This window comes from Pseudomonas sp. NFACC05-1, assembly GCF_900100135.1.
GTDB classification, from domain to species: Bacteria; Pseudomonadota; Gammaproteobacteria; order Pseudomonadales; family Pseudomonadaceae; genus Aquipseudomonas; species Aquipseudomonas fluorescens_Q.
In genome coordinates, this window is record NZ_FMTR01000003.1 from 162,763 (window position 1) to 188,214 (window position 25,452).

Here is a 25,452-nt window from a genome sequence, read left to right on the forward strand (position 1 = left end):
TATAATGGCTGCCTTTTTCGCCCAATGATTTTGCGGAGCTGGTGATGGCCGAACGTAAGGCGTCTGTCGAGCGCGACACTCTGGAAACCCAGATCAAAGCCTCGATCAACCTGGATGGCACCGGAAAGGCCCGGTTTGATATCGGCGTGCCTTTTCTTGAGCACATGCTGGACCAGATCGCCCGTCACGGGCTGATCGACCTGGACATCGTCAGCAAGGGCGACCTGCATATCGACGACCACCACACGGTGGAAGACGTCGGTATCACCTTGGGCCAGGCCTTTACCAAAGCCATCGGCGACAAGAAGGGCATCCGTCGCTACGGCCATGCCTACGTGCCGCTCGATGAGGCGCTGTCGCGTGTGGTCATCGACTTCTCTGGCCGTCCGGGCCTGCAGATGCATGTGCCGTACACCCGTGCCACCGTCGGCGGCTTCGACGTCGACCTGTTCCAGGAATTCTTCCAGGGCTTCGTCAACCACGCCAACGTGACCTTGCACATCGACAACCTGCGCGGGCACAACACCCACCACCAGATCGAAACCGTGTTCAAGGCTTTCGGCCGCGCCCTGCGCATGGCTGTGGAGCTCGATGACCGCATGGCCGGCCAGATGCCTTCCACCAAGGGCGTCCTGTAATGCAGACGGTCGCGGTTATCGACTACGGCATGGGCAACCTGCACTCGGTGGCCAAGGCCCTCGAGCACGTGGGTGCCGGCAAGGTGCTGATCACCAGCGATGCCGACGTGATTCGCGAAGCTGACCGGGTGGTGTTTCCAGGCGTCGGTGCGATTCGCGATTGCATGGCCGAGATTCGTCGCCTGGGCTTCGACAAGCTGGTGCACGAAGTCAGCCAGGACCGTCCGTTCCTTGGCATCTGCGTGGGCATGCAAGCCTTGCTCGAGCGCAGCGAAGAGAACGACGGCGTCGATTGCATCTCCATGTTTCCAGGCCAGGTGAAGTTTTTCGGCAAGGGCCTGCATGAAGACGGCGAGCACCTGAAAGTCCCGCACATGGGCTGGAACGAAGTGAAACAGACGGTGGATCACCCGTTGTGGCACAACATCCCGGACCTGGCGCGCTTCTACTTCGTGCATAGCTACTATATCGCCGCCGGTAATGCGCGGCAGGTGGTGGGCAGCGGTCACTATGGCGTCGATTTCGCCGCAGCCCTGGCCGATGGCTCGCGCTTCGCCGTGCAGTTCCACCCCGAGAAGAGCCATACCCATGGCCTGCAACTGTTGCAGAACTTCGCAGCGTGGGACGGGCGCTGGTAATGGCCCGCAAGAAACCGCCGATCCTCACCCTCACGCCCGAGCAGGAGAGCGAGGCGAACCGCAAGATCCAGCGGTTCATGGAGGAGCGTTTCGAGCTGGACCTGGGCTCGTTCGAAGCGGCGGAAATTCTTGACCTGTTTACCCGCGAAATTGCTCCGCACTATTACAACAGGGCGATTTTCGATGTGCAGACGCACCTTAAAGAAAGGTTCGAAAGCATTGAAAGCGACTTGTGGGCGCTCGAGAAAAATTGATTTTCGAGCCAAGCTGAATATTCGTATTTGAAGGTTTGCCAGATGCTGATTATCCCCGCTATCGATCTCAAGGACGGCGCTTGCGTACGTCTGCGTCAGGGCCGCATGGAAGACTCCACGGTGTTTTCCGATGACCCGGTGAGCATGGCCGCCAAGTGGGTGGAGGGCGGCTGCCGTCGCCTGCATCTGGTCGACCTCAATGGCGCCTTCGAAGGGCAGCCGGTCAACGGTGAAGTGGTCACGGCCATCGCCAAGCGTTATCCGAACCTGCCGATCCAGATCGGCGGTGGCATTCGCTCGCTGGAAACCATCGAGCACTACGTCAAGGCCGGCGTGAGCTACGTGATCATCGGCACCAAGGCGGTGAAGGAGCCTGAGTTCGTCGCCGAAGCCTGCCGCGCCTTCCCGGGCAAGGTTATCGTTGGCCTCGACGCAAAAGACGGTTTCGTCGCCACCGACGGCTGGGCTGAAGTCAGCACCGTGCAGGTGATCGACCTGGCCAAGCGTTTCGAGGCCGATGGCGTGTCTGCCATTGTCTACACCGACATCGCCAAAGACGGCATGATGCAGGGCTGCAATGTCCCGTTCACCGCCGCTCTGGCTGCCGCCACCAGGATTCCGGTGATCGCCTCCGGTGGCATCCACAACCTGGGTGACATCAAGGCACTGCTCGACGCCAAGGCGCCGGGCATCATAGGTGCGATCACCGGTCGCGCGATCTACGAAGGCACCCTGGACGTCGCCGAGGCCCAGGCCTTCTGCGATTCCTACAAAGGCTGAGGACTCATCATGGCGCTGGCCAAACGCATCATCCCTTGCCTGGACGTGGACAACGGCCGGGTGGTCAAGGGCGTCAAGTTCGAGAACATCCGTGATGCCGGCGACCCGGTGGAAATCGCCCGTCGCTACGACGAACAGGGTGCGGACGAGATCACCTTCCTCGACATCACAGCCAGCGTCGATGGCCGCGATACCACGCTCCATACCGTCGAGCGCATGGCCAGCCAGGTGTTCATCCCGCTGACCGTGGGCGGTGGCGTGCGCACCGTGCAGGACATCCGCAACCTGCTCAATGCCGGTGCCGACAAGGTGTCGATCAACACCGCGGCGGTGTTCAACCCGGAATTCGTCGGCGAAGCGGCCCAGCACTTCGGCTCGCAATGCATCGTCGTCGCCATCGACGCGAAGAAGGTCTCCGGCCCGGGCGAAACCCCGCGCTGGGAAATCTTCACCCACGGCGGCCGCAAGCCCACGGGCCTCGATGCCGTGGAGTGGGCGAAGAAGATGGAAGGCCTGGGCGCCGGTGAAATCCTGCTGACCAGCATGGACCAGGACGGCATGAAAAACGGCTTCGACCTGGGCGTCACCCGCGCCATCAGCGATGCCCTGGGCATTCCGGTCATCGCCTCCGGCGGTGTCGGCAACCTGCAACACCTGGCCGACGGCATCCTGGAGGGCCATGCCAGCGCGGTGCTGGCGGCGAGCATTTTCCACTTTGGCGAGTACACCGTGCCGGAAGCCAAGGCCTACATGGCGCATCGCGGTATCTGCATTCGCTGATCGCTGGACACCATGGCGGGCCCAAGGCACTCTTGGGCACACCATGGATTGCGGTAGCCCGACATGCCCAAACGCCTCGTTCTTGCCTTTGCCGGTGCCACGCTGTTGCTCGCAGGTACCGTCCGCGCCGCTGATACATCGCTGGTGTTGCTGACGGAAAACTTCCCACCGTACAACATGGCCAAGAACGGCAAGAACTTCGCCCAGGACGAGAACATCCATGGCATTGCCGTGGACGTCGTCCGTGAAATATTCAAACGTGCCGATATCTCCTACAGTCTGACGCTACGTTTCCCTTGGGAGCGCATCTACAAACTTGCCCTGGAAAATCCGGGTTACGGTGTGTTTGTCATGGCGCGGTTGCCGGAGCGTGAAAAGCTTTTCAAATGGGTCGGCCCCATCGGTCCGGACGACTGGATCATGCTCGCCAAGGCCGACAGCAAGATCGCTCTCGACTCGTTGGAGCAGGCGCGTCAGTACAAGATCGGTGCCTACAAGGGCGACGCGATTGCCGAGACGCTGGCCAAGCAGGGACTGAAGCCGATGGTCGTGTTGCGCGATCAGGACAACGCCCGGAAACTGGTCAACGGCCAGATCGATCTGTGGGCCACAGGAGATCCTGCCGGGCGTTATCTGGCGCGTCAGGAAGGGGTGACCGATCTCAAGACCGTGCTGCGCTTCAACAGTGCCGAGTTGTACCTGGCCTTGAACAAGGACGTGCCTGACGATGTGGTTGCCCGGCTTCAAAAGGCCCTGGATGAATTGCGCAAGGAAGGTGAAGTGGACGCGATCATGGCGCGGTATCTCTAAGGGCTGTACCCGCCGCATTGCCGCCATCGCGAGCCTGCTCGCGATGAAGGCGACGCGGTTTGAGATAGAGCCCAGCCGCTACCGATAAACCCCATCCTTCCCATGCCCGACCATCGCCCGATTGCTGCGCAGGCTGATCATCGACTTGATGTCGATCCACTCGATGCCCTGGGCCTTGAGCTTGGGTAGTTCGCGTTCGAGCACTGCCAGGGTCTGTGGGTAGGGGTGCCCGATCATTACGGCCGAGCCTTGCCGGCGGGCCAAATCGATGGCGGTCTGGAGCTGGCGGGCAATGGCCGCTTCGGTGCGCTCGTCGTCCAGGAACACGTCCCGCGAGACACTGGCGAGGCCGATCTTCTGGGCCTCGGCGGCGGCGACTGTCTGGGCGCTGGTGCGGCTGTCGACGAAAAACTTGTGTCGCTGCTGCAAGTTCGCCATCAGCCACGCCATGGCCTGGGGCTGGGCAGTCATGCGGCTGCCCATGTGATTGTTGATCCCGCTGGTATAAGGCACGGCAGCGAACGCGGCGTCGAGGCGCTTGCCCAGTTCTTCGATGGGCAGCTCCGGATGCCAGGCGAACGGCCCGGTGGCCGGGTCCATGGGCATGTGCAGCATGACCAGTTTGCCGGCGCGATGGGCTTCGCGGGCGAATTCGGCGGCGTGGGGCGTGTCAGGCATGATCGCGGTGGTGACCGGGCCGGGGAGGGCCAGTACCCGGCGATCCCGGGGCAGGTTTTGCCCCAGGTCGTCGATGATCAGGCTCAGGTAGGCCTTGTGCGGCGAAGAAGGCGTGGCGGGCGCCGCGTTAACGGCTCCCGCTAGCAGGCACAGCAGGACGAAGGTGAAGCGCAGGCCCATCTCAGCGGCCGGACGTGATGTTCAACCCTTTGAGCAGGCTCAAGGCCTGGGCCAACTGATAGTCGTCATCCTGCGGCATTGGCTTGGCCTTGCCACCGGAACCGGTCGGTTTGTCGGCGCCGCCGTTGCCATTGCCCAGGTGGCCTTGCAGGTCGGCTTCCTTGAAGTATTCGCTGTCCTGCTCGTTGGTGATCTTGGCCTTGCGCACCTCGATGTCCGGGACGATGCCCTGGGCCTGGATCGAGCGACCGTTGGGCGTGAAGTACAGCGCGGTGGTGATCTTCAGGGCGCGGTCGTTGTTCAGCGGCAATACGGTCTGTACCGAGCCTTTGCCGAAACTGGTGGTGCCCATGACCACGCCACGCTTCTGATCCTGCAGGGCGCCGGCGACGATTTCCGAGGCCGAGGCGCTGCCGCCGTTGATCAGCACCACCAGTGGCACGGCTTCGCTCAGGTCGTTGCCGGTGGCCGAGAAGCGCAGCTCGGAATTGGCGATGCGGCCCTTGGTGTAGACGATAAGGCCCTTGGTGATGAAGTGGTCCACCACTTCCACCGCCGATTGCAGCACGCCGCCGGGGTTGTTGCGCAGGTCCAGGACCAGGCCGTTGAGCTTCTTGCCGTTGTCCTTGCGCATCTTGGCCAGGGCCTTGGCGACTTCTTCGCCGGTCTTGACCTGGAACTGGGTGATGCGGATGTAGCCGTAGCCCGACTCCAGCAGCTGGCTCTTCACGCTTTTGACCTGGATGACCGCACGGGTCAGGGTCACGTCGAATGGCGTACCGCCGTCGCGCACCAGGGTCAGGGTGATCTTCTGGCCGATCTTGCCGCGCATCTTGTCCACGGCTTCGGTCATGCTCTGGCCGCGCGTCGGCTGGCCATTGATCTTGACGATGAAGTCGCCGGCCTGGATGCCGGCCTTGGAAGCGGGCGTGTCGTCGATTGGCGAGACCACCTTGACGAAGCCGTCTTCGCTGCCGACCTCGATGCCCAGGCCGCCGAATTCGCCGCTGGTGCTTTCCTGCAGTTCGGCAAAGTCGTCCGGCCCCAGGTAGGCCGAGTGCGGGTCAAGGTTGCTGAGCATGCCTTTGATGGCGTTCTCCAACAGCATCTTGTCATCCACAGGTTCCACGTAGGCGGCCTTGATCCGGTCCATGACCTCGGCAAAGGTGCGCAGTTCGTCCAGCGGCAGCGGGGCCTTGGTAGTCGCGGCTGTGGCGGCGGGTGCCGACGGGGCCGGTTCGGCGGCGAAAGCCAGGGGCGCGCCGATCACCAGGGCGATCGTCAGGGCCAGCGAGGTAAGGCGGGACAAATGCAGCATGTCGAACGAACTCCTTAATAGGATGGGCGCGCTTATCCTTGCGCACGACACCATTGGGCCGGGTCACTGGGGCGACCCTGCTGACGAATAGCGAAATACAGTGCTGGCGTATCCTGCCCGCCACTGTTGCCGACCGTGGAGATGGACTCACCGGCCTTGACCACATCCCCCGCCGACTTGAGCAGCGTCTGGTTGTGGCCGTACAGGCTCAAATAACCGTTGCCGTGATCCAGGATCACCAACAGGCCGGCGCCGCGTAGCCAGTCGGCGAATACCACGCGCCCGCCATGAACCGCATGCACCTGGCTGCCAGCGGAGGCGCTGATCATCACGCCGTCCCACTTGGTGCGGGTGTCGTCGCCACGGGTTTCACCGAAGCGCGCTAGTAATCGACCATTGACCGGCCATGGAAGTTTGCCTCGGGCTGAAGCAAAAGCGCCGCCAAAGGTTTCGCCGTCACTGGAAACCAGTGCGCCGGGGCTGGATTTTGCCGGTTTGCGCGGTGCGTCGCCGGCGTCTGCGTCGGCCTGGGCTTCACGCAAACGCTTTTTTTCGGCTTCCTGCTGGGCGATCAGCGCTTTCTGGCGCGCTTCTTCTGCCTCTCGGGCCTGGCGGGCCAGGGTTTGCTCGATAGTTTTCAACACGTTTGCCAGCTCGGCCTGGTCCTGCTCGCGGGCCTTGAGCTTGCTGTCGCGGGCTTTCACGTCTTCATTGAGCTTGGCCAGGGCCACCTGGCGTTCCTTGCGAACTTTCTCGAGTTCTTCGCGCTGGGTGTCGAGGCTGCTTTTCTGCACCAACAACTGGGCTTGCTGCAATTCGATGTCTTTTTCGACATTGGCCAGTTGGCGCAGGGTTTCGTTGAAGTTCTTGAGTTGTTCCAGGCGGGCCTGGCTCAGGTAATCGTAATAGGTGAGGGTGCGGGCGAACTTCTCGGGATTCTGCTGGTTGAGCAGCAGCTTGAGGTATTCCTGGCGACCGTTCTGGTAGGCGGCCCGGGCCTGGATGGCGATCAGCTTTTGCTGTTCAGTGCGCGCGCTCTGGAGTTTTTTTTTCTCTCCATCGAGTCGTTGCAGCTCGGATTCGCTTTTCTTCAGCTCTTTTTGCAGCGCGTCGACCTGTTTCTCCAGATTGCCCATCTCGGTTTCGGTGCCGCGCAGGTCTTTCTGCACGCTGGATTTCTCTTCCTGCAACTTGCCCAGCAGTTTTTTCAGCTCGGCAATGTCCTGGCGCGTGGCTTCCAACTGTTGTTGGGTTTGCGCGCGCTCGTCGGCAAAGGCCGGTTGGAGCAGGCAAGTCAGAGCGAGGGCTATCAGGACGCGAAGCATAGAGGCGGGCGACACCAGGGAAAGGGACGGCCTAGTATGCCCGCCCCACGCTGCAAAAAAAACGCCCATTTGGGGCTGTGTGATAACTGGCCTGAAAAACACTGCAAACCCCTCTGTGGGGGCGCAATGCTTACTTAAGGATTGCCCGATTCATTGTGGCGAGGGGATTTATCCCCGTTGGACTGCGAAGCAGTCCCTCCCAACCCATCTGACACACCGCATGCTCGGGTTTTGGGGGCGCTTCGCGCCCCAGCGGGGATAAATCCCCTCGCCACAGGTTCATCTACTTCCTTAAGTGAGGAGCACCAAGCCCCACAAGGGGGTTGTGTTGAATCAAACCAGAATCGAAGTCCCGGTCATCTCCGCCGGCTTTTCCATGCCCAGCAACATCAGCATGGTTGGCGCCACATCAGCCAGCACGCCGCCCTCGCGGACCTTGAAGTCACGCTTGCCGACATAAATGAACGGCACCGGCTCGGTGGTGTGAGCGGTGTGGGCCTGGCCGGTGGATTCGTCGGACATCTGCTCGACGTTGCCGTGGTCAGCCGTGATCAATGCTTCGCCGCCGACCTTTTCCAGGGCTTCGACGATGCGGCCAACGCAGGTGTCCAGGCATTCCACGGCCTTGACCGCCGCCTCGAACACGCCGCTGTGGCCGACCATGTCGCCGTTGGCGTAGTTGACCACGATCACGTCGTAACGCTGGTTTTCAATGGCCTCGACGATGCGGTCGGTCACTTCCGGCGCGCTCATCTCCGGTTGCAGGTCGTAGGTGGCGACTTTCGGCGAGGGGATCAGGATGCGTTCTTCGCCCGGGAAGGGTTCTTCGCGGCCGCCGGAGAAAAAGAACGTCACGTGGGCGTACTTTTCGGTCTCGGCGATGCGCAGTTGGGTCTTGCCGTTTTTCGCCAGGTAGTCACCCAGCACGTTTTCCAGGCTGCCGGCGGCGAAGGCCGATGGTGCGGGGATGCTGGCGGCGTATTGGGTCAGCATGACGAAACCGGCCAGTTTCGGCTGGCGGGCGCGTTCGAATTCCTTGAAATCGTCTTCGACAAACACGCGGGTCAGTTCGCGAGCACGGTCGGCGCGGAAGTTCATGAACACCACGGCATCGCCGTCCTCGACCTTGACCGGTTCGCCAATGGTGGTGGCCTTGACGAACTCGTCGCTTTCGCCGCGCTCGTAGGCGGCCTGCAGGCCTTCCTGGGCGGTGGCGGCGTTGAATTCGGCGCTGCCGTCGACGATCAGGTTGTAGGCCTGGGACACACGGTCCCAACGGTTGTCACGGTCCATGGCGTAATAGCGGCCAATGAGGCTGGCGATGCGCCCCTTGCCGAGGGCCTGGAAGGTGGCGTCCAGCAGTTCGATCGACGAGGTGGCGCTTTTCGGCGGGGTGTCGCGGCCATCGAGGAACGCGTGCAGGTAGATCTGCTCGGCGCCGCGCTTGAAGGCCAGTTCGGCCATGGCGATCAGGTGGTCCTGATGGCTGTGCACGCCACCGTCGGACAGCAGGCCCATGAAGTGCACGGCCTTGCCGGCGGCCACGGCTTTATCCACGGTGGCGCAGATGGTCGGGTTTTCGAAGAACTCACCGTCGCGGATCGATTTGGTCACACGGGTGAAGTCCTGATACACCACGCGGCCTGCGCCGAGGTTCATGTGGCCGACTTCGGAGTTGCCCATCTGCCCGTCCGGCAGGCCGACGTCCATGCCGCTGCCGGAAATCAGGCCGTTGGGCACGGTGGCCCACAGGCGGTCCAGCACGGGCTTGTTGGCCGAATACACGGCATTGGATTCGTGGCTGTCACTGTGACCGAAGCCGTCGAGAATCATCAGGACCAAAGGTTTAGGCGTGGTAGTCATGGAATCCACTCGTGGCGGGTTAAAAGAAGACGATGGAAAAGGGACGGGCAGTTTAAAGGTAAGTTCCGACGGCGTCACCGCCGGGCGGGGTTTGGCCGGCCTTGCGTGCTGTGTATACTGGCCGACATTTTAACGCCCTGGAACCTCCTTCGATGGTTGCTCACCTGATTGAATTTGCCACTAACCACTACATTCTCGTCGGTATCTTCGTCGTACTGCTGGCGTTGCTGGTCGCCCATACGATGCAGGGTGGCGGTCGTAGCCTGAGCACCGGCGAGCTGACGGCGCTGGTCAACAAGGATGCCGGTGTGGTGGTGGACATCCGCCCGAGCAAGGATTACGCCGCCGGTCACATTGTCGGGGCGTTGAACATTCCCCAGGACAAACTGATCGCGCGCATCGGCGAACTGGAAAAGCACAAGGCCAAGACGCTGATCCTAGTGGATGCCCAAGGCCAGCACGCCGGTACCCTTGCCCGCGAGTTGATGAAATCCGGTTTCACCGCCGCCAAGCTCTCCGGTGGCGTTACGAGCTGGAAAGCCGACAACCTGCCCCTGGTGAAGTGAGATGGCCCACGTCGTTGTCTATTCCAGCGATTACTGCCCCTATTGCTCTCGAGCCAAGTACCTGCTCCAGAACAAAGGCGTGGCTTTCGAAGAGATCAAGGTCGACGGCAAGCCGCAACTGCGCGCCGAAATGACCCAAAAGGCCGGACGCACCTCCGTGCCGCAGATCTGGATCGGCAGCACCCACGTGGGCGGCTGCGATGATCTGTTCGCCCTGGAGCGCGCCGGCAAGCTCGACGCGATGCTCAAGGCCTGAATTTCCCACTCAAGAACCTGAAAGTAAGAAGGATCTGCGATGACTGACCAACAGAACACAGCTGCCAGCGAAGAAGAAGCCGCACCGCAATTCTCCTTGCAGCGCATTTATGTCCGTGACCTGTCCTTCGAGGCCCCGAAAAGCCCGGCGATCTTTCGCCAGCAGTGGGAGCCGAGCGTCGGCCTGGACCTGAACACCCGCCAGAAGGCCCTGGAAGACGACTTCCATGAAGTGGTGCTGACCCTGTCGGTGACCGTGAAGAACGGTGAAGAAGTGGCGTTCATCGCCGAAGTGCAGCAGGCCGGGATCTTCCTGATCAAGAACCTGGATGCGGCTTCGATGAGCCATACCCTGGGTGCGTTCTGCCCGAACATCCTGTTCCCCTACGCCCGCGAAACCCTGGACAGCCTGGTGACCCGCGGTTCGTTCCCGGCCCTGATGCTGGCTCCGGTGAACTTCGATGCCCTGTACGCGCAAGAATTGCAGCGCATGCAGCAAGAAGGCGGCGCGACCGTTCAGTAATTCGACGCAAACCCTGTGGGAGCGGGCTTGCCCGCGAAAGCGGTGTGTCAGGCGACATTGATGTCAACTGACTCTCCCTATTCGCGAGCAAGCCCGCTCCCACATTTGTTATCAGGTGTTATTGAAAGCCGTTCTGCCGCCACGCCTCATAAACCGCCACTGCCACGGTATTGGACAGGTTCAGGCTGCGACAGCCTTCGCGCATTGGCAGGCGCAAGCGCTGGTCGGCGGGCAAGGCGTCCAGCACCTCGGCCGGCAGGCCACGGCTTTCCGGGCCGAACAGGAATGCATCGCCAGCGACGAAGCGGGCGTCATGGAACGGCCGCGAACCCTTGGTGGTAAAGGCGAACAGGCGCGGATGCCCGAGGCTTTCCAGGCAACTGGCGAGGTCTGCATGGCGCTGCAAGGTGGCATACTCTTGGTAGTCGAGGCCGGCACGGCGCAGGCGCTTGTCGTCCATCTCGAAGCCCAGCGGTTCGATCAAATGCAGGTGGCAGCCGCTGTTGGCGCACAGCCTGATGACATTGCCGGTATTCGGCGGAATTTCCGGTTGAAAAAGGATGACGTGAAACATGCACGGCTCCGCAGATGAAGATGAGCGGCATTCTACGCTGCAAACCGACCGACGTTCGAAGCTAATGCCTCGGGTGATGGGTTCGTTGGCGATCTTCGGCATGATGGTCGGATTGATGATCGGACGCCTGACCACGCCTGAACCGAGCGTGCTGCAGCAGGTCGAGGTGATAGACGGTGGGGTGGTGGCTTGGTTCAACACTGAACCCAAGCTGCACGGGGAAGTCATCGACGGCTCGGTGGCGCTGTTGTTCGAAGCAGAAGGGCGATCGCAGAACGGCCAGTTAAAGCTCAACGGCAAGGACGTGAACTGGCGGGTGCGGTTGAGTGACAAGGGGTTGTTGCTGACGTTGGTGGCGGCGCGTCCATTGCGCGGGGCGTGGACCGGCAGCGAGGTCGATGACCGCTGGCGGCTGGAGGTCCGTCTCCAGGAGCAATAAAAGAGGGAATCCCCGGCCTGCCTGTACCAAGGTCCCCAAAACGGGAGGGCTTACCGCGAAGGTCCAGCCCTGGTGTAAAGAAGGGAAACCTTGACCTGCCTGTATCAAGGCCCCCAAAACAGTGGGCTCGATGAGCCCGGTATAAAATGGGGAATCCCCGGCCTGCCTGTACCAAGGTCCCCGAAACTGGGTAGTGATTGAGCTATTGCAGGGGGCGTGCCAGTTTTAAATGGCTTGTCACAAAAAAACTGCTGCTGAGTCGAGAAGCCCCGTATTCCGGGGCTTTTGTCTTGTTTGTGCGGTTTTTTTTCGAGCTGGGCCGATTGGTTTTGGCCGGTGGTGCATGTGCCATTGCGGTTCGCAGTGCATTGATGCGGTGCATGAAGCCTTTAAAAGCATCGCGAGCAAGCTCGCTCCCACAGGAATTGCGTTTCCCCTATGGGAGCGAGCTTGCTCGCGATTGGCCCTACAGATCAGCGAAGAACTAAGGCCTTTCAGCCCTCATCCCCGTCATCATCATCCCCGCCATCGACCTTCATCCCCAATTCCTTGATCTTGCGGGTCAAGGTATTGCGGCCCCAACCCAGCAGCACCGCGGCGTCGCGGCGGCGGCCAGCGGTGTGCTTGAGGGCGGTCTCGATCATGATCCGCTCGAAACTCGGCACCGCGCTGTCCAGCAGGCTCGACTGGCCACGGGACAGGGCCTGGTCGGCCCACTGGCGCAGGGCTTGCTCCCAGTTGGTCACTGGAGCCGAATCCTGCGGCAGGCTCAACAGCTCTGGCGGCAGGTCGCTGATGTGCACTTCGCGACCCGAAGCCATCACCGTGATCCAGCGGCAGGTGTTCTCCAACTGACGCACGTTGCCCGGCCACGGCAAGTTCTTGAGGTATTCCTCGGTTTCGCTCTTGAGCAGCTTTGGCTCGACCGCCAATTCCTGGGCCGCGCGGCTGAGGAAGTGCCTGGCCAGGGTCGGGATGTCTTCGCGACGATCCGCCAGGCGCGGGATATGAATGCGGATCACGTTCAGGCGGTGGAACAAGTCCTCACGGAACTTGCCGGCGTGAACCAGGGTTTCCAGGTTCTGGTGGGTCGCGGCGATGATGCGCACGTCCACCTTGACCGGCGTATGCCCGCCCACCCGATAGAACTCGCCATCGGCCAGTACGCGCAGCAAGCGGGTCTGGGTGTCTGCCGGCATGTCGCCGATTTCATCGAGGAACAACGTGCCGCCGTCAGCTTGCTCGAAGCGCCCGCGCCGCAGGTTGGCCGCGCCGGTGAACGCACCTTTTTCGTGGCCGAACAGCTCGGACTCCATCAGGTCCTTGGGAATCGCCGCCATGTTCAGCGCGATGAACGGCGATGCCGCTCGTGGACTGTGACGGTGCAAGGCGTGGGCCACCAGTTCTTTACCGGTGCCCGACTCGCCGTTGATCAGCACGGTGATGTTGGAGTGGCTCAGGCGCCCGATGGCGCGAAACACTTCCTGCATCGCCGGCGCTTCACCGATGATTTCCGGTGTGCGGGCCAGGGCCGGCACCTCTTCCATGCCCTGTTGTTCCTGGGCATGTTGATTGGCGCGTTTGACCAGCGACACGGCTTCATCGACGTCGAATGGCTTGGGCAGGTATTCGAAAGCGCCGCCCTGGTAGGACGCCACGGCGCTGTCCAGGTCGGAATGGGCGGTCATGATGATCACCGGCAGCCGTGGATGCTGTTCGCGAATCCGCGCCAGCAGGTCCAGGCCGCTGGCGCCAGGCATGCGGATGTCGGAGATGATGACGTCCGGTTGCTGACGCGCCAGGCGGCTCATCACCCCATCGGCGCTGTCGAAGCTCTGGGTGGTCATGCCTTCCTGTTGCAAGGCTTTTTCCAGGACCCAACGGATAGAACGGTCGTCATCGACGATCCACACGGTTTCACTACGGCTCATGTCGATGTGGCTCCTTGTTCCAGTGGCAGGAAGATCGAGAAGGTGGTGTGGCCGGGGTGGCTTTCACACTCGATCAAGCCCTGATGCTGACTGATGATGTTCTGGGTAATGGCCAGGCCCAGCCCGGTACCGTCCGGACGGCCGCTGACCATGGGAAAAAAGATGGTTTCCTGCAGCTCGGCAGGGATGCCCGGGCCGTTGTCGATGATTTCGATCTTGGTCACCAGGCGATGGCGCACATGACCGATGGTGAACTGGCGCATGGCCCGGGTACGCAGGCTGATGCGGCCCAGGCGCAGCTCGTTCTGGCTGCTGATGGCCTGCATCGCATTGCGCACGATGTTCAGCACTGCCTGGATCATTTGCTCGCGGTCGATCAAGACGTCGGGAATGCTCGGGTCATAGTCGCGCACCAAGGTGATGCAGCCCTGGCTTTCGGCTTCCACCAGGCTGCTGACCCGCTCCAGCACCTCATGGACGTTGCACATCGCCAGCGATGGCAGCTTGTTCGAGCCGAGCATGCGGTCCACCAGGTTCCGCAGGCGGTCGGCTTCTTCGATGATGACGTTGGTGTAGTCCTTGAGGCTTTCTTCCGGCAGTTCGCGGGCGAGCAACTGCGCCGCGCCACGAATCCCGCCGAGGGGGTTCTTGATCTCGTGGGCCAGGCCGCGCACCAGCATCTTGCTGGTTTCCTGCTTGGACAATTGTGCTTCTTCCTTGGTGATACGCAGCAAGCGATCACGCGGGTGGACTTCCAGCAAGAGCAGGGTGGCGCCGTTGTTCAGGATCGGCGTCACCGCGTAGTCCACGGTCAGGGTCTGGCCGGTCAGCGCGGTGAGCATCGCTTCGCGCTTGGTGAACGGATGGGCCTGTTCCACCGCCTGGCGCAAGGAGTTGAGCGCTTCGGCGGACTCGGTGAACAACTCGCTGATGAACTGCCCGTGGCTGCGCTGGCCACTGACGGCCAGGAGCATCTCGGCCGCCGGGTTCATGTACTCGAGGCGCAGTTCGGCGTCGAGCAGGATGGTCGCGGTGGTGAGGTTGTCGAGCAGCAAGCGGTGTAATGCGTCGCTAATGGTCATCAGGACCTCTTTTGGAGCGTAGCAACTCGGGACCGGTCCCAAATTGCGCGCGCGATTAATGCGCTGTTACAAAGGAAAATGCAAAAACCAAACCAAGGCTCCGAAAAGAAGCGTTTAGAGCCTCAAAAGGGTGTTTTTCGCCCAGTTGCGTGGCGTTCTGCCAGCTTTTTCGGGTACTTTCGAACCAAAATGGGTTTGGAAACTGAGTAGCGTGCAAGTGTTTGCACCAATATAGTGCGCCAACCTGAACGGCATCAGAAGAACGGCAAGATGCTGCTTTTTTCCTCTTCAGGCTTTTCGGCGAGGGGGCACTCGGGGCGTTGACCGTAATCGGCCGTGGCGCAGGGTTTGATGCGGCGCTTTTGCGCCAGGGACATGCGTTGCATATGGAAGGGCTGGTTGGCGGTGCGTTCGACGATGCGGTCCTGCTCATCGAGGATTTCTACCGCCAGTTGATGGGTGCCTCGATCGATGTTGCTCAAGGCAAACACCGGGCTTGGCCCCGGCGCGCCTGTTGGCTGGCCGTCGAGCAACAAGCGATAGCGGTGGCCTTTTTTCAGGCCGGGTTCGCTGGTGACGCTGACGATCAGTTCGCCTGCGGTGCTGCGTATCGTCGCGTCCGGCTCCGGGATCAGCAGCCGGAGCATTTCGTAATGGAACAGTGGCTTGGACGGGACTTCTGCCGCGGGCGGAGGGTTTGTGCTGGCGGGCGGCGTTGGCAGGCGGTTGGCGGGGGGCAGCTGTACCTTCTTCGCATTGCCGGGGCGCGGTTGATCGGTGAAGACGCGATTGCCCTGGGCGTCGATGTAGGTATAGACCTGTGCCATGCCCGGCAGCGCGGCCAGCGAAAGGCCTAGGGCGATCAGCCAGCGGATCACGGCTGGTGCACCCGCTGCACGGTGAACGTCACGGTTTCACTCTGTTGCACGAGATTGTCCCCGTCGATGACTTGAACCGCCAGGCTGTGCTCGCCCCGATCGATATTCACCAATTGCAGGCGCGGCACGTTGGACGCCTGGCCGTAGGGTTGGCCGTCCAGCAACAGCCGGAACAGATGCGGGCTCTGCAGGCGTGGTTGCGCCCGGACGCCAACGGTGAAGGTGCCATTGTTGGCGCGCAGGGCCTCGTCGGTGGGGATGTCCGTCAGTTCCAGTATCTCGTAGGCATTGCGCGGCTCGTCGCTGTTGGCGGGGGCTGGCGGTGTTTTCAGGCTGGCCGGGGATTGGCGTTCGATGCTGTTGAGCGGCGGCAACTCCACCGCCTGGGCCGGCACGCCTTGGGGCGGCTGGTTGCTGTAGGCGGTGTTGCCGTCGGCGTCGGTGTACTTGTAGATCTGCGCGGCGGCGGGCAGTGCCAGCAGCCACAACAGGATGATTGAAAAACCACGACCCATGGAAAATCGACCGAAAACGAAAAGTGATGGGTGCAGCATAGGCCAGGGCGGATGGTTGGCCCAAGTTGTTGCACCCAAACCCTGGGGGAGCGGGCTTGCTCGCGAAAGCAGTGTGTCAGACGCTGAGATGTTGAATGTGCAGGCTTCATCGCGAGCAGGCTCGCTCCCACAGGGGGAGGAGGGCTGTCTTAGGCTTTTGGGGAGATGCACAGCTCACCGGTCGCTCGGATCAGGGCGAGGCGGTGCACCGGGTGCTGCTTGTTGTGGTGGGTGGCTCGGGCCAGCCATTGCGGGCACTGCGGGTCTGTGCGGTAGGGGGCGAAGTCGGCCAGTTGTTGCAGCAGACGTTTTTGCAGGCGATCGAGTTGTGGGCGGATCTCTCCCACCAGGTCCGGGCGTGGGAGGTCCGGGGCCTTGCCTTCCAGGGCCCAGTCGGACAGGTTGATGTACTGCACCATTTTGTTGGCTTCTATCTGGGCGGCGAAAAACGCTTCCACGGTTTCGCCACTCAGCTTGTAGGCCGGTGCCTGGGCAACGGCGGCGGCAATGACTTCACGCTCGCGCTGACGGTCTTCTACCGGTTTATGGCTGTCCCATTTGCTCAACGCCACTTGATCGCCAAGGGCCAGGCGTTCGCCAATGGCGTTAAGCAACGGGGTAAGGGCCTCGGGGGCGCGAGCCGAGGCGGCTTCGGCGGTGGAGGCCAGCAGTGCGGCAGACAGGGCAAGGCAGAGCTTGAAGCGCAAAGTCATGGGCAGTCTCGTCTTCTATGGGGGAGCGACGAGGCATCATGCACGTAACCTGCGCCCATAAAAAAGGCCTCCCGAAGGAGGCCTCTCTTTATTCACGCCGTGCGTGGCGGCGTTTACTGGATCAGCAGCTGTAGTACAGCTCGTATTCCAGTGGGTGTACGAAGGTGCGAACCTTGATTTCTTCTTCGCTTTTCAGTGCGATGTAAGCGTCGATGAAGTCATCGCTGAAGACGCCGCCCTTGGTCAGGAACGCACGGCCCTTGTCCAGCTCTTCCAGGGCTTCTTTCAGGCTGCCGCAAACCTGTGGGATTTCCTTGGCCTCTTCAGGCGGCAGGTCATACAGGTTTTTGTCAGCGGCATCGCCAGGGTGGATCTTGTTCTGGATACCGTCCAGGCCGGCCATCATCAGTGCGGCGAAGGCCAGGTACGGGTTGGCAGCCGGATCCGGGAAGCGTGCTTCGATACGGCGGGCTTTAGGGCTGTTCACGTAAGGAATACGGATCGAGGCGGAACGGTTGCGAGCCGAGTAGGCCAGCATGACCGGAGCTTCGAAGCCTGGTACCAGACGCTTGTAGGAGTTGGTCGACGGGTTGGTGAAGCCGTTCAACGCCTTACCGTGCTTGATGATACCGCCGATGAAGTACAGGGCGGTGTCCGACAGGCCGGCATAGCCTTCGCCTGCGAAGGTGTTCTTGCCGTCTTTGGAGATCGACATGTGAACGTGCATGCCCGAACCGTTGTCGCCGTACAGTGGCTTAGGCATGAAGGTCGCGGTGCGACCGTAGGCGTCGGCAACGTTGTGTACGCAGTACTTCAGGGTCTGGACTTCGTCAGCCTTCTTGACCAGCGTGTTGAACTTCACGCCGATTTCGTTCTGGCCGGCAGTTGCCACTTCGTGGTGGTGAACTTCGACGGTCTGGCCCATCTCTTCCAGTGCATTGCACATGGAGGTACGGATTTCGTGGTCGTGGTCGAACGGTGGAACCGGGAAGTAGCCGCCCTTGATGCCTGGACGGTGGCCTTTGTTGCCGCCTTCCACGTCCTGGTCGGACATCCACGAACCTTGTTCGGAGAAGATCTTGAACATGGAGCCGGAGATGTCGGACTTGAATTTGACCGAGTCGAAGATGAAGAACTCAGGCTCAGGACCGAAGAAAGCGGTGTCGCCGATACCGGTGGACTTCAGGTATTCCTCGGCGCGGTGGGCGATGGCGCGTGGGTCGCGGTCATAGCCTTGCATGGTCGAAGGTTCGATGATGTCGCAGACCAGGATCAGGGTCGGCTCTTCGGTGAACGGGTCCAGGACGGCGGTTTCGTCGTCCGGCATCAGGATCATGTCGGAGGCTTCGATGCCTTTCCAGCCGGAGATGGAGGAACCGTCGAACATTTTCCCGATTTCAAAGAATTCGTCGTCCAGCGCATCACGGGCCGGCATGGTCACGTGATGTTGAGTACCTTTGGTGTCAGTGAAGCGCAGATCAATCCACTTGACGTCATGATCTTTGATGAGTTGAACCGACTTCGACATATGTCCTCCGGGTGGCTTCGGGCGGGTAGTGGAGTGCCCTTAGATATGGGTGATGCCGGCGCGAATACTCTGCCAAGGCAACCTGCCTCACAAGGGAGCAAATTGCATGCCAGTGCCCCAGCATGGGTTTTTTGCACCAAATCCACGCTTTTAAAGGCGTAAATCAAAGATTGTCAGACAATAACGCACTGCAATGTGGCGTCGTCAATCGATAATGACCTGTTTTGGTGCATACAAAACCATCTGCACATAAACTGGTTAAACCTTGAGCAATTTCCGCTATAATCCGCGCCCCCCTTTTTCGGCTGGCCGTTCGCGCGCTGTTTTCATGAAACTAATCGTAAAAGTCTTCCCCGAGATCACCATCAAGAGCCGCCCGGTACGGATGCGTTTCATCCGCCAGTTGGCCAAGAACATCCGTGCCGTGCTCCGAGACCTGGACCCGGCCGTGGTGGTGAATGGCGTGTGGGACAACCTCGAGCTGGAAACCCGTGTCAGTGAACCCAAGGTTCTGAAGGAAATGACCGAGCGCCTGAGCTGCATGCCGGGCATCGCGCATTTCCTGCAAGTCGATGAATACCCGCTGGGGGATTTCGACGACATCCTTGCCAAGTGCATGCTCCATTATGGTGATGCCCTGGCCGGCAAGATTTTTTCGGTGCGCTGCAAGCGTGCCGGCAAGCACCCGTTCAGTTCGATGGATGTGGAGAAGTACGTCGGCAGCCAGTTGCGCCGACAGTGCGGCGCGGCCGGTATTTCGCTGAAAGATCCGCAGATCGAAGTGCGCATCGAAATTCGCGACCAACGGCTGTTCGTGATCCACAGCCAGCACAACAGCATCGGCGGTTATCCGCTGGGTTCGCTGGAGCAGACCCTGGTGCTGATGTCCGGCGGTTTCGACTCCACGGTGGCCGCCTACCAGATCATGCGTCGCGGGTTGATGAGCCATTTCTGCTTCTTCAACCTCGGCGGACGTGCCCACGAACTGGGCGTGATGGAAGTGGCGCACTTCATCTGGAAGAAGTACGGCAGCTCCCAACGCGTGTTATTTGTGAGCGTGCCATTCGAAGAAGTCCTGGGCGAGATTCTCGGCAAAGTCGATAACAGTCATATGGGCGTCATTTTGAAGCGTATGATGTTGCGCGCCGCTTCTCGAATTGCTGATCGCCTGCAGATCGATGCGCTGGTGACCGGCGAGGCGATTTCCCAGGTGTCGAGCCAGACGTTGCCGAACCTGTCGGTGATCGACTGCGTGACCGAGAAACTGGTCTTGCGTCCACTGATCGCCAGCCACAAGCAGGACATCATCGACCAGGCCAATGAAATCGGCACCGCCGAGTTTGCCCGGCACATGCCGGAGTACTGCGGCGTCATCTCGGTCAATCCGAAGACGGCGGCCAAGCGCGGGCGGGTGGAGCACGAAGAGAAAGAATTCGACATGGCGGTGCTCGAGCGTGCGCTCGAAAACGCCAGGCTGGTGCCGATCGATCGAGTCATCGATGAGTTGGGCCAGGACATTCAGATTGAAGAAGTCGGCGAAGCGCTGGCCGGTCAGATCATCATCGACATCCGTCACCCGGACGACGCTGAAGACGACCCGCTGGAGATCGCCGGCATCGAGGTAAAAACGATGCCGTTCTATGCCGTGAACGCGCGTTTCAAGGAACTGGACCCTACTCGCCAGTACCTGCTGTATTGCGACAAAGGCGTGATGAGTCGCCTGCATGCCCACCATTTGCTCAGTGAGGGGCATGCCAATGTGCGCGTTTATCGACCGAGCTAAGTGCCCGGGGCTGTTTGCCTGTGGCCTGCGTCACCGGCCCCCCGACGCCGCCGACAGGCTGTAACGGCCTTGTCGGACTCAACGTAAATCGCTGCCACGACCTGTCAGCACACCGAATCCTCTGATCGAGATACACAAGTGATCGAAAATCTACGCAACATCGCCATCATTGCTCACGTTGACCATGGTAAGACCACCCTGGTAGACAAACTCTTGCGTCAATCCGGCACCCTGGAGCGCAACGAGCTCAACGACGAGCGCGTGATGGACTCCAACGACCAGGAAAAAGAGCGCGGTATTACCATCCTGGCGAAAAACACCGCCATCAACTGGAATGGCTACCACATCAACATCGTGGACACCCCGGGCCACGCCGACTTCGGTGGTGAAGTAGAGCGCGTGATGTCGATGGTCGACTCCGTGCTGCTGCTGGTTGATGCCCAGGACGGCCCTATGCCGCAAACCCGTTTCGTGACCAAGAAGGCTTTCGAAGCCGGCCTGCGTCCGATCGTGGTGATCAACAAGGTTGACCGTCCAGGCGCGCGTCCGGACTGGGTCCTGGACCAGATCTTCGACCTGTTCGACAACCTGGGCGCCACCGAAGAACAGCTGGACTTCAAAGTCGTCTACGCCTCGGCCCTGAACGGTATTGCCGGTCTGGACCACACCAACATGGCTGAAGACATGACCCCGCTGTACCAGTCGATCGTCGACGACGTACCGGCGCCGAAAGTCGACCGTGACGGTCCGTTCCAGATGCAGATCTCGGCACTGGACTACAACAGCTTCCTGGGTGTGATCGGTGTTGGCCGTATCGCCCGTGGTCGCATCAAGCCGAACACCCCGGTGGTTGCCATCGACGCCGACGGCAAGAAGCGCAACGGTCGTATCCTCAAGCTGATGGGTCACCACGGCCTGCACCGCATCGACGTTGAAGAAGCAGCGGCCGGCGACATCGTCTGCATCAGCGGCTTCGAGCAACTGTTCATCTCCGACACCCTGTGCGACCCACTGAACGTCGAAGCGATGAAGCCGTTGACCGTCGACGAGCCAACCGTTTCCATGACCTTCCAGGTCAACGACTCGCCATTCTGCGGTAAAGAAGGCAAGTTCGTGACCAGCCGTAACATCAAGGAACGCCTGGACAAAGAGCTGCTCTACAACGTTGCACTGCGCGTTGAAGAAGGCGACTCGGCTGACAAGTTCAAGGTCTCCGGCCGTGGTGAGCTGCACCTCTCGGTACTGATCGAAACCATGCGTCGCGAAGGCTTCGAAATGGGCGTGGGCCGTCCTGAAGTGATCATCCGCATGGTTGATGGCGTCAAGCACGAACCGTACGAAAACGTGACCATCGACCTGCCGGAAGAATCCCAGGGCGCGATCATGGAGCAAATGGGCCTGCGTAAAGGCGACCTGACCAACATGGTTCCGGATGGCAAGGGCCGTGTGCGCCTTGAGTACAACATCCCGGCTCGTGGCCTGATCGGTTTCCGTAACGAGTTCCTGACCCTGACCTCCGGTGGCGGCATCCTGACTTCGATCTTCGATCGTTACGACGTGATGAAGTCCGGTGACATGTCCGGCCGTCAGAACGGCGTGCTGGTATCGGTTGCGACCGGCAAGGCACTGACCTACTCGCTGGAAACCCTGCAAGCGCGCGGCAAGCTGTTTGTCGAGCACGGCCAGGATATCTACGAAGGTCAAATCGTCGGCCTGAACAGCCGCGACAACGACCTGGGCGTGAACCCAACCAAAGGCAAGAAGCTCGACAACATGCGTGCTTCGGGCAAAGACGAAACCATCGCCCTGGTTCCGCCGGTCAAGTTCACCCTGGAGCAAGCGCTGGAGTTCGTGCAGGAAGACGAACTGTGCGAAGTGACGCCGAAGTCCATCCGTCTTCGCAAGAAGATCCTGGGCGAAAGCGAGCGTACCCGCGCTGCCAAGAAAAGCGGCAACTGAGTTTCGACTTAGTTAGCAGCTAAAAAAACGCCCCCGGTCGTTAGATCGGGGGCGTTTTTTTATGCCTGGAAGTTATGTGGCGGCTGTCAGGGCCCTATCGCGAGCAAGCTCGCGATAGCGTCGGCTCAGGCACCGCTGAATTATCAATAGATCAGAACTTATCCAGCGTCCGCAGATTGCGCTCGCGCTCCACTTCCTTGGGCTTGTAGGCACAATACCCCGGCCGTGGCCCGACCCGCGGATGGTTGCGGCAGGTGTCCGGGCGTTTCTCGTAAATGGTGCACAACCGGCTCTTGCGGTCCAGATAAAGGCAATCGTTGTTGCTCATGCGCTGGAGCGTGAAGATTTCCGACTTCTGGTTGTAGCGCTCGACGATCCCTTCCTTTTGCAGGCGCTTGGCGATGTTCTTCGGCGGGTCGCCCAGTTCGAACTCATCGACGATGCCGATGCGGATCAGGTCCTTGATCTTGACCTCCACCGGTAGCGTGCAGCAGCTCGACACGCAGGAACCGCACATCGGGGCGGAGTATTTGGCCCAGGTATCGAGTCGGTCGATCTCCGCGGCGGCGATCAGGTTGGGCTTCATCATCACGGTTTACCAGCATGCATCAGGGCGCGCGATCATACCGGGACTGGTGAAATTTTGAACGACCATCCGCCAGTTTTTTTTCATCCCGGCCAAACCCGCCCGGATCGGCACGGCCCCTGCATTCATTCGACCATCCGGCAATTCCATGGCGGCGATTCTCCGACACTCGGGGAAATCCACCGAACCAAGAGCCTGTACCGTCTGTCAGACCGTCTAGGCTCAGACAATTCCATGCTCGTTCGAGGTCTTATCAATGACTCAAGAACCACTTGTTCGCGAAGCTGAAGTTGCCGCATTTCGCGACGCCGTGTTGACCAAACTCACTTATGCCGTCGGCAAGGACCCGGATCATGCGTTTGATCACGATTGGTTCGAAGCCATCGCCCTCGCCGCCCGCGACCACATGGTCGAACACTGGATGGACCACACGCGACAGATCTACCGCAAGGGCCAGAAGCGCGTCTATTACCTCTCCCTGGAATTCCTCATCGGCCGCTTGCTCTACGACAGCCTGAGCAACCTGGGCCTGCTGGACACGGCGCGCGAGGCGCTGACCGAACTGGGTGTGGACCTGGAGCGCATTCGTCTGCTCGAGCCGGATGCAGCATTGGGCAACGGCGGTCTTGGCCGTTTGGCCGCGTGTTTCATGGAAAGCATGTCGACCCTGGGTATTGCCGGCCATGGCTACGGCATCCGTTATGAGCACGGCCTGTTCCGTCAGGCCATCGTTGACGGCTGGCAGCAGGAGCAGACCGAGCATTGGCTGGATTTCGGCAACCCGTGGGAGTTCGAGCGCCCGGAGGTGGTCTACCCGATCGGTTTTGGCGGCAGCGTCGAGACCGTCACCGATGAGGCCGGCAAGACCCGGCAAGTCTGGTCCCCGGCCGAAACCGTGCGGGCCATTGCCTACGACACGCCGGTGGTGGGCTGGCGCGGTGCCAGCGTCAATACCCTGCGCCTGTGGCGCGCCCGCGCTGTGGAAGACCTGCACCTGGAACGCTTCAACGCCGGCGACCACTTGGGCGCGGTAGCCGAAGTGGCCCGGGCCGAAAGTATTTCCCGCGTGCTGTACCCGGCCGACAGCACCGAGGCTGGCCAGGAACTGCGTCTGCGCCAGGAATACTTCTTCGTGGCCGCCTCGCTGCAGGACCTGCTGCGTCGCCATCGCAACATGCACACCTCGGTGCTGACCCTGGGCGATCACGCGGCGATCCAGCTCAACGACACTCACCCATCCATTGCCGTGGCCGAGCTGATGCGGCAACTGGTGGACGTCTACGACGTGGCGTGGGACGCGGCCTGGCAGATCACCCAGGACACGCTGTCCTACACCAACCACACGTTGCTGCCCGAAGCCCTGGAAACCTGGCCGGTGGGGCTGATGGAGCGCATGTTGCCCCGGCACATGCAGATCATCTACCTGATCAACGCCCAGCACATCGATTCACTGCGGGCCAAGGGCGTGCACGATTTCGATGTGCTGCGTTCGGTTTCGCTGATCGAAGAAGACAATGGCCGCCGGGTGCGCATGGGCAACCTGGCGTTCCTCGGTTCCCACAGCGTCAACGGGGTGTCCGGGTTGCATACCCAGTTGATGCGCAGCACTGTGTTTTCCGAGCTGCACAAACTCTATCCGGAGCGGATCAACAACAAGACCAACGGCATCACCTTCCGCCGCTGGCTGTTCCAGGCCAACGCCGAATTGACCTCGATGATGGTCGATGCCCTCGGCCCGAGCGTGCTCGACAACCCCGAGGAGCGCTTGATCGAACTGGAGCCGTTTGCCGACAAACCAGCGTTTCGCAAGCTGTTCGCCGAGCAGCGCCTGCACAGCAAGAAGGCCCTGGCTTATCTGATCCACGAGCGCCTGGGCATCGCGGTGAACCCGGCGGCGATGTTCGACGTGCAGGTCAAGCGGATCCACGAGTACAAGCGCCAGTTGCTCAACTTGATGCACACTGTGGCGCTGTACCAGGCGATCCGCGCCGAGCCGGAGGTGGACTGGGTGCCGCGGGTGAAGATCTTCGCCGGCAAGGCCGCTGCCAGTTACCACCAGGCCAAGCTGATCATCAAGCTGACCAACGACATCGCCCGGGTGGTCAACAACGACCCGACCGTGCGCGGCTTGCTCAAAGTGGTGTTCCTGCCTAACTACAACGTCAGCCTGGCCGAAAGCATCATTCCGGCGGCGGACCTGTCGGAGCAGATCTCCACGGCCGGTTTCGAAGCGTCGGGCACCAGCAACATGAAGTTCGGCCTCAACGGCGCACTGACCATCGGTACCATGGACGGCGCCAACGTGGAGATGCATGAGCGCGTCGGCGGTGAGCACATGTTCATCTTCGGCCTGACCGCCGAGCAGGTGGAGGCCCGCAAGCAAAACGGTGAGTTCAGCGCCGCGCCGGACATCGCCGCGTCCCATCGGCTCAACGACGTGCTGCAGGCGATTCGCGGCGGAGTGTTTTCGCCGGATGATCCGATGCGCTACGCCGGGCTCGTGGACTCGTTGGTCGATTACGACCGCTTCCTGGTCTGCGCCGACTTCGACTCGTACTGGAACGCCCAGGCCAAGGTCGAAGAGCGTTGGCACGACTCCAAGCAATGGTGGCGTTCGGCGGTGCTCAACACCGCGCGCATGGGCTGGTTCTCCTCGGACCGGACCATTCGTGAGTACGCCACCGATATCTGGAAAGCCCTGGAGTAGCATTTACTGTAAGAAATGTGAGCGAAGCCCAACGGCGGTTGGGCTTCGTCGATATACTAGGCGCCAGTTTCGCCGGGCTGTGTAGCCGGGCTCAGCACTGGAAGTGCCAA

Annotated in this window: 26 protein-coding genes; 13 read left to right on the top strand and 13 right to left on the bottom strand. The window is 60.9% G+C overall.

What is annotated here, in order from left to right; all coding sequences use genetic code 11:
• The first annotated feature begins 44 nt into the window (after positions 1 to 44).
• The 6 genes from hisB (at position 45) to BLO97_RS07105 (ending at position 3,900) form a co-directional block, all read left to right on the top strand.
• Positions 45 to 638, top strand: coding sequence for an imidazoleglycerol-phosphate dehydratase HisB (gene hisB, locus BLO97_RS07080; RefSeq protein WP_003186751.1), 594 nt, complete (start codon positions 45 to 47; stop codon positions 636 to 638).
• A complete protein-coding gene (hisH, locus tag BLO97_RS07085) occupies positions 638 to 1,276 on the top strand; it encodes an imidazole glycerol phosphate synthase subunit HisH (RefSeq protein WP_018606318.1) in 639 nt (212 codons plus the stop codon). Before hisB ends, hisH begins: the two co-directional genes overlap by 1 nt.
• A complete protein-coding gene (locus BLO97_RS07090; RefSeq protein WP_003186749.1) occupies positions 1,276 to 1,530 on the top strand; it encodes a DUF2164 domain-containing protein in 255 nt (84 codons plus the stop codon). Before hisH ends, BLO97_RS07090 begins: the two co-directional genes overlap by 1 nt.
• Before the next feature lie 42 nt (positions 1,531 to 1,572).
• Entirely contained in the window at positions 1,573 to 2,310 is a 738-nt protein-coding gene (gene hisA, locus BLO97_RS07095) for a 1-(5-phosphoribosyl)-5-[(5-phosphoribosylamino)methylideneamino]imidazole-4-carboxamide isomerase (protein ID WP_063323366.1), read from the top strand.
• A gap of 9 nt (positions 2,311 to 2,319) precedes the next feature.
• The gene (hisF, locus tag BLO97_RS07100) at positions 2,320 to 3,090 is read left to right on the top strand and encodes an imidazole glycerol phosphate synthase subunit HisF (protein WP_003196830.1); all 771 of its coding nucleotides are present in this window, start codon (positions 2,320 to 2,322) and stop codon (positions 3,088 to 3,090) included.
• A 63-nt stretch (positions 3,091 to 3,153) separates the two neighbouring features.
• On the top strand, positions 3,154 to 3,900 hold the full coding sequence (locus BLO97_RS07105) for a substrate-binding periplasmic protein (RefSeq protein ID WP_092345422.1): 747 nt from the start codon (positions 3,154 to 3,156) through the stop codon (positions 3,898 to 3,900).
• Between the two features lie 78 nt (positions 3,901 to 3,978).
• Here BLO97_RS07105 and BLO97_RS07110 read toward each other — a convergent pair whose 3' ends face one another.
• The 4 genes from BLO97_RS07110 to gpmI form a co-directional block, all read right to left on the bottom strand.
• The gene (locus tag BLO97_RS07110; protein WP_092146482.1) at positions 3,979 to 4,758 is read right to left on the bottom strand and encodes a divergent polysaccharide deacetylase family protein; all 780 of its coding nucleotides are present in this window, start codon (positions 4,756 to 4,758) and stop codon (positions 3,979 to 3,981) included.
• A 1-nt stretch (position 4,759) separates the two neighbouring features.
• A complete protein-coding gene (locus BLO97_RS07115) occupies positions 4,760 to 6,076 on the bottom strand; it encodes a S41 family peptidase (RefSeq protein WP_063323363.1) in 1,317 nt (438 codons plus the stop codon).
• Between the two features lie 32 nt (positions 6,077 to 6,108).
• Positions 6,109 to 7,401: a murein hydrolase activator EnvC family protein gene (locus BLO97_RS07120; RefSeq protein WP_092345424.1), complete on the bottom strand. Its 1,293-nt coding sequence runs from the start codon at positions 7,399 to 7,401 to the stop codon at positions 6,109 to 6,111.
• A gap of 333 nt (positions 7,402 to 7,734) precedes the next feature.
• Positions 7,735 to 9,264, bottom strand: coding sequence for a 2,3-bisphosphoglycerate-independent phosphoglycerate mutase (gene gpmI / locus BLO97_RS07125; RefSeq protein ID WP_092345426.1), 1,530 nt, complete (start codon positions 9,262 to 9,264; stop codon positions 7,735 to 7,737).
• A gap of 152 nt (positions 9,265 to 9,416) precedes the next feature.
• Between gpmI and BLO97_RS07130 the strand changes: the two genes are divergently transcribed.
• The 3 genes from BLO97_RS07130 to secB are packed head-to-tail and all read left to right on the top strand — an operon-like array spanning position 9,417 to position 10,608.
• The gene (locus BLO97_RS07130; RefSeq protein WP_092146476.1) at positions 9,417 to 9,830 is read left to right on the top strand and encodes a rhodanese-like domain-containing protein; all 414 of its coding nucleotides are present in this window, start codon (positions 9,417 to 9,419) and stop codon (positions 9,828 to 9,830) included.
• Between the two features lies 1 nt (position 9,831).
• The gene (gene grxC / locus BLO97_RS07135; protein ID WP_063323359.1) at positions 9,832 to 10,086 is read left to right on the top strand and encodes a glutaredoxin 3; all 255 of its coding nucleotides are present in this window, start codon (positions 9,832 to 9,834) and stop codon (positions 10,084 to 10,086) included.
• A gap of 39 nt (positions 10,087 to 10,125) precedes the next feature.
• Complete coding sequence (gene secB / locus BLO97_RS07140; protein WP_063323358.1) at positions 10,126 to 10,608, top strand: protein-export chaperone SecB; 483 nt, start codon at positions 10,126 to 10,128, stop codon at positions 10,606 to 10,608.
• A gap of 118 nt (positions 10,609 to 10,726) precedes the next feature.
• On the opposite strand, the gene BLO97_RS07145 is transcribed toward secB, so the two are convergent.
• Complete coding sequence (locus BLO97_RS07145) at positions 10,727 to 11,182, bottom strand: tRNA (cytidine(34)-2'-O)-methyltransferase (protein WP_092345428.1); 456 nt, start codon at positions 11,180 to 11,182, stop codon at positions 10,727 to 10,729.
• Here BLO97_RS07145 and BLO97_RS07150 point away from each other — a divergent pair.
• Positions 11,181 to 11,621, top strand: coding sequence for a hypothetical protein (locus BLO97_RS07150; protein ID WP_086936680.1), 441 nt, complete (start codon positions 11,181 to 11,183; stop codon positions 11,619 to 11,621). The genes BLO97_RS07145 and BLO97_RS07150 overlap by 2 nt on opposite strands.
• Before the next feature lie 494 nt (positions 11,622 to 12,115).
• Here BLO97_RS07150 and ntrC read toward each other — a convergent pair whose 3' ends face one another.
• The 6 genes from ntrC to glnA all read right to left on the bottom strand — a co-directional run bounded on the left by ntrC (position 12,116) and on the right by glnA (position 18,307).
• On the bottom strand, positions 12,116 to 13,552 hold the full coding sequence (ntrC, locus tag BLO97_RS07155) for a nitrogen regulation protein NR(I) (protein ID WP_013692071.1): 1,437 nt from the start codon (positions 13,550 to 13,552) through the stop codon (positions 12,116 to 12,118).
• Complete coding sequence (gene glnL / locus BLO97_RS07160) at positions 13,549 to 14,634, bottom strand: nitrogen regulation protein NR(II) (RefSeq protein ID WP_053117539.1); 1,086 nt, start codon at positions 14,632 to 14,634, stop codon at positions 13,549 to 13,551. The genes ntrC and glnL overlap by 4 nt, the downstream gene beginning before the upstream one ends.
• A 254-nt stretch (positions 14,635 to 14,888) precedes the next feature.
• Positions 14,889 to 15,512: a DUF4124 domain-containing protein gene (locus BLO97_RS07165; RefSeq protein WP_063323355.1), complete on the bottom strand. Its 624-nt coding sequence runs from the start codon at positions 15,510 to 15,512 to the stop codon at positions 14,889 to 14,891.
• Positions 15,509 to 16,027: a DUF4124 domain-containing protein gene (locus tag BLO97_RS07170; RefSeq protein WP_092345430.1), complete on the bottom strand. Its 519-nt coding sequence runs from the start codon at positions 16,025 to 16,027 to the stop codon at positions 15,509 to 15,511. Before BLO97_RS07170 ends, BLO97_RS07165 begins: the two co-directional genes overlap by 4 nt.
• A 188-nt stretch (positions 16,028 to 16,215) precedes the next feature.
• Positions 16,216 to 16,779: a chorismate mutase gene (locus tag BLO97_RS07175; protein WP_092146466.1), complete on the bottom strand. Its 564-nt coding sequence runs from the start codon at positions 16,777 to 16,779 to the stop codon at positions 16,216 to 16,218.
• A 121-nt stretch (positions 16,780 to 16,900) separates the two neighbouring features.
• Positions 16,901 to 18,307 carry a type I glutamate--ammonia ligase gene (glnA, locus tag BLO97_RS07180; protein ID WP_003196860.1) on the bottom strand — a complete coding sequence of 469 codons (1,407 nt, stop codon included), beginning with the start codon at positions 18,305 to 18,307 and terminating at the stop codon, positions 16,901 to 16,903.
• A 328-nt stretch (positions 18,308 to 18,635) separates the two neighbouring features.
• On the opposite strand from glnA, the gene thiI reads away from it, so the two are divergent.
• On the top strand, positions 18,636 to 20,090 hold the full coding sequence (gene thiI, locus BLO97_RS07190) for a tRNA uracil 4-sulfurtransferase ThiI (RefSeq protein ID WP_063323352.1): 1,455 nt from the start codon (positions 18,636 to 18,638) through the stop codon (positions 20,088 to 20,090).
• Between the two features lie 138 nt (positions 20,091 to 20,228).
• The gene (gene typA, locus BLO97_RS07195; protein ID WP_047226918.1) at positions 20,229 to 22,049 is read left to right on the top strand and encodes a translational GTPase TypA; all 1,821 of its coding nucleotides are present in this window, start codon (positions 20,229 to 20,231) and stop codon (positions 22,047 to 22,049) included.
• 151 nt (positions 22,050 to 22,200) lie between these two features.
• Here typA and BLO97_RS07200 read toward each other — a convergent pair whose 3' ends face one another.
• Together BLO97_RS07200 and BLO97_RS31580 are read right to left on the bottom strand one after the other, a co-directional pair.
• The gene (locus BLO97_RS07200) at positions 22,201 to 22,638 is read right to left on the bottom strand and encodes a YkgJ family cysteine cluster protein (RefSeq protein ID WP_092146462.1); all 438 of its coding nucleotides are present in this window, start codon (positions 22,636 to 22,638) and stop codon (positions 22,201 to 22,203) included.
• Positions 22,639 to 22,644: 6 nt separating this feature from the next.
• Complete coding sequence (locus BLO97_RS31580) at positions 22,645 to 22,785, bottom strand: hypothetical protein (protein ID WP_155767778.1); 141 nt, start codon at positions 22,783 to 22,785, stop codon at positions 22,645 to 22,647.
• 106 nt (positions 22,786 to 22,891) lie between these two features.
• On the opposite strand from BLO97_RS31580, the gene BLO97_RS07205 reads away from it, so the two are divergent.
• Positions 22,892 to 25,342 carry a glycogen/starch/alpha-glucan phosphorylase gene (locus BLO97_RS07205; RefSeq protein ID WP_092345432.1) on the top strand — a complete coding sequence of 817 codons (2,451 nt, stop codon included), beginning with the start codon at positions 22,892 to 22,894 and terminating at the stop codon, positions 25,340 to 25,342.
• The last annotated feature ends 110 nt before the right edge of the window (positions 25,343 to 25,452 follow it).

What these genes read in the sequence shown, in the direction of transcription:
- hisB (WP_003186751.1), top strand. Translation starts at nt 45, where the DNA reads ATGGCCGAACGTAAGGCGTCTGTCGAGCGCGACACTCTGGAAACCCAG.
- thiI (WP_063323352.1), top strand. Translation starts at nt 18,636, where the DNA reads ATGAAACTAATCGTAAAAGTCTTCCCCGAGATCACCATCAAGAGCCGC.
- BLO97_RS07115 (WP_063323363.1), bottom strand. Translation starts at nt 6,076, where the DNA reads ATGCTGCATTTGTCCCGCCTTACCTCGCTGGCCCTGACGATCGCCCTG.
- glnA (WP_003196860.1), bottom strand. Translation starts at nt 18,307, where the DNA reads ATGTCGAAGTCGGTTCAACTCATCAAAGATCATGACGTCAAGTGGATT.
- hisF (WP_003196830.1), top strand. Translation starts at nt 2,320, where the DNA reads ATGGCGCTGGCCAAACGCATCATCCCTTGCCTGGACGTGGACAACGGC.
- BLO97_RS31580 (WP_155767778.1), bottom strand. Translation starts at nt 22,785, where the DNA reads ATGGAATTGCCGGATGGTCGAATGAATGCAGGGGCCGTGCCGATCCGG.
- hisH (WP_018606318.1), top strand. Translation starts at nt 638, where the DNA reads ATGCAGACGGTCGCGGTTATCGACTACGGCATGGGCAACCTGCACTCG.
- glnL (WP_053117539.1), bottom strand. Translation starts at nt 14,634, where the DNA reads ATGACCATTAGCGACGCATTACACCGCTTGCTGCTCGACAACCTCACC.
- gpmI (WP_092345426.1), bottom strand. Translation starts at nt 9,264, where the DNA reads ATGACTACCACGCCTAAACCTTTGGTCCTGATGATTCTCGACGGCTTC.
- BLO97_RS07090 (WP_003186749.1), top strand. Translation starts at nt 1,276, where the DNA reads ATGGCCCGCAAGAAACCGCCGATCCTCACCCTCACGCCCGAGCAGGAG.
- BLO97_RS07130 (WP_092146476.1), top strand. Translation starts at nt 9,417, where the DNA reads ATGGTTGCTCACCTGATTGAATTTGCCACTAACCACTACATTCTCGTC.
- BLO97_RS07120 (WP_092345424.1), bottom strand. Translation starts at nt 7,401, where the DNA reads ATGCTTCGCGTCCTGATAGCCCTCGCTCTGACTTGCCTGCTCCAACCG.
- BLO97_RS07145 (WP_092345428.1), bottom strand. Translation starts at nt 11,182, where the DNA reads ATGTTTCACGTCATCCTTTTTCAACCGGAAATTCCGCCGAATACCGGC.
- BLO97_RS07150 (WP_086936680.1), top strand. Translation starts at nt 11,181, where the DNA reads ATGCACGGCTCCGCAGATGAAGATGAGCGGCATTCTACGCTGCAAACC.
- grxC (WP_063323359.1), top strand. Translation starts at nt 9,832, where the DNA reads ATGGCCCACGTCGTTGTCTATTCCAGCGATTACTGCCCCTATTGCTCT.
- BLO97_RS07205 (WP_092345432.1), top strand. Translation starts at nt 22,892, where the DNA reads ATGACTCAAGAACCACTTGTTCGCGAAGCTGAAGTTGCCGCATTTCGC.
- BLO97_RS07170 (WP_092345430.1), bottom strand. Translation starts at nt 16,027, where the DNA reads ATGGGTCGTGGTTTTTCAATCATCCTGTTGTGGCTGCTGGCACTGCCC.
- BLO97_RS07105 (WP_092345422.1), top strand. Translation starts at nt 3,154, where the DNA reads ATGCCCAAACGCCTCGTTCTTGCCTTTGCCGGTGCCACGCTGTTGCTC.
- hisA (WP_063323366.1), top strand. Translation starts at nt 1,573, where the DNA reads ATGCTGATTATCCCCGCTATCGATCTCAAGGACGGCGCTTGCGTACGT.
- BLO97_RS07175 (WP_092146466.1), bottom strand. Translation starts at nt 16,779, where the DNA reads ATGACTTTGCGCTTCAAGCTCTGCCTTGCCCTGTCTGCCGCACTGCTG.
- ntrC (WP_013692071.1), bottom strand. Translation starts at nt 13,552, where the DNA reads ATGAGCCGTAGTGAAACCGTGTGGATCGTCGATGACGACCGTTCTATC.
- BLO97_RS07200 (WP_092146462.1), bottom strand. Translation starts at nt 22,638, where the DNA reads ATGATGAAGCCCAACCTGATCGCCGCCGCGGAGATCGACCGACTCGAT.
- secB (WP_063323358.1), top strand. Translation starts at nt 10,126, where the DNA reads ATGACTGACCAACAGAACACAGCTGCCAGCGAAGAAGAAGCCGCACCG.
- BLO97_RS07110 (WP_092146482.1), bottom strand. Translation starts at nt 4,758, where the DNA reads ATGGGCCTGCGCTTCACCTTCGTCCTGCTGTGCCTGCTAGCGGGAGCC.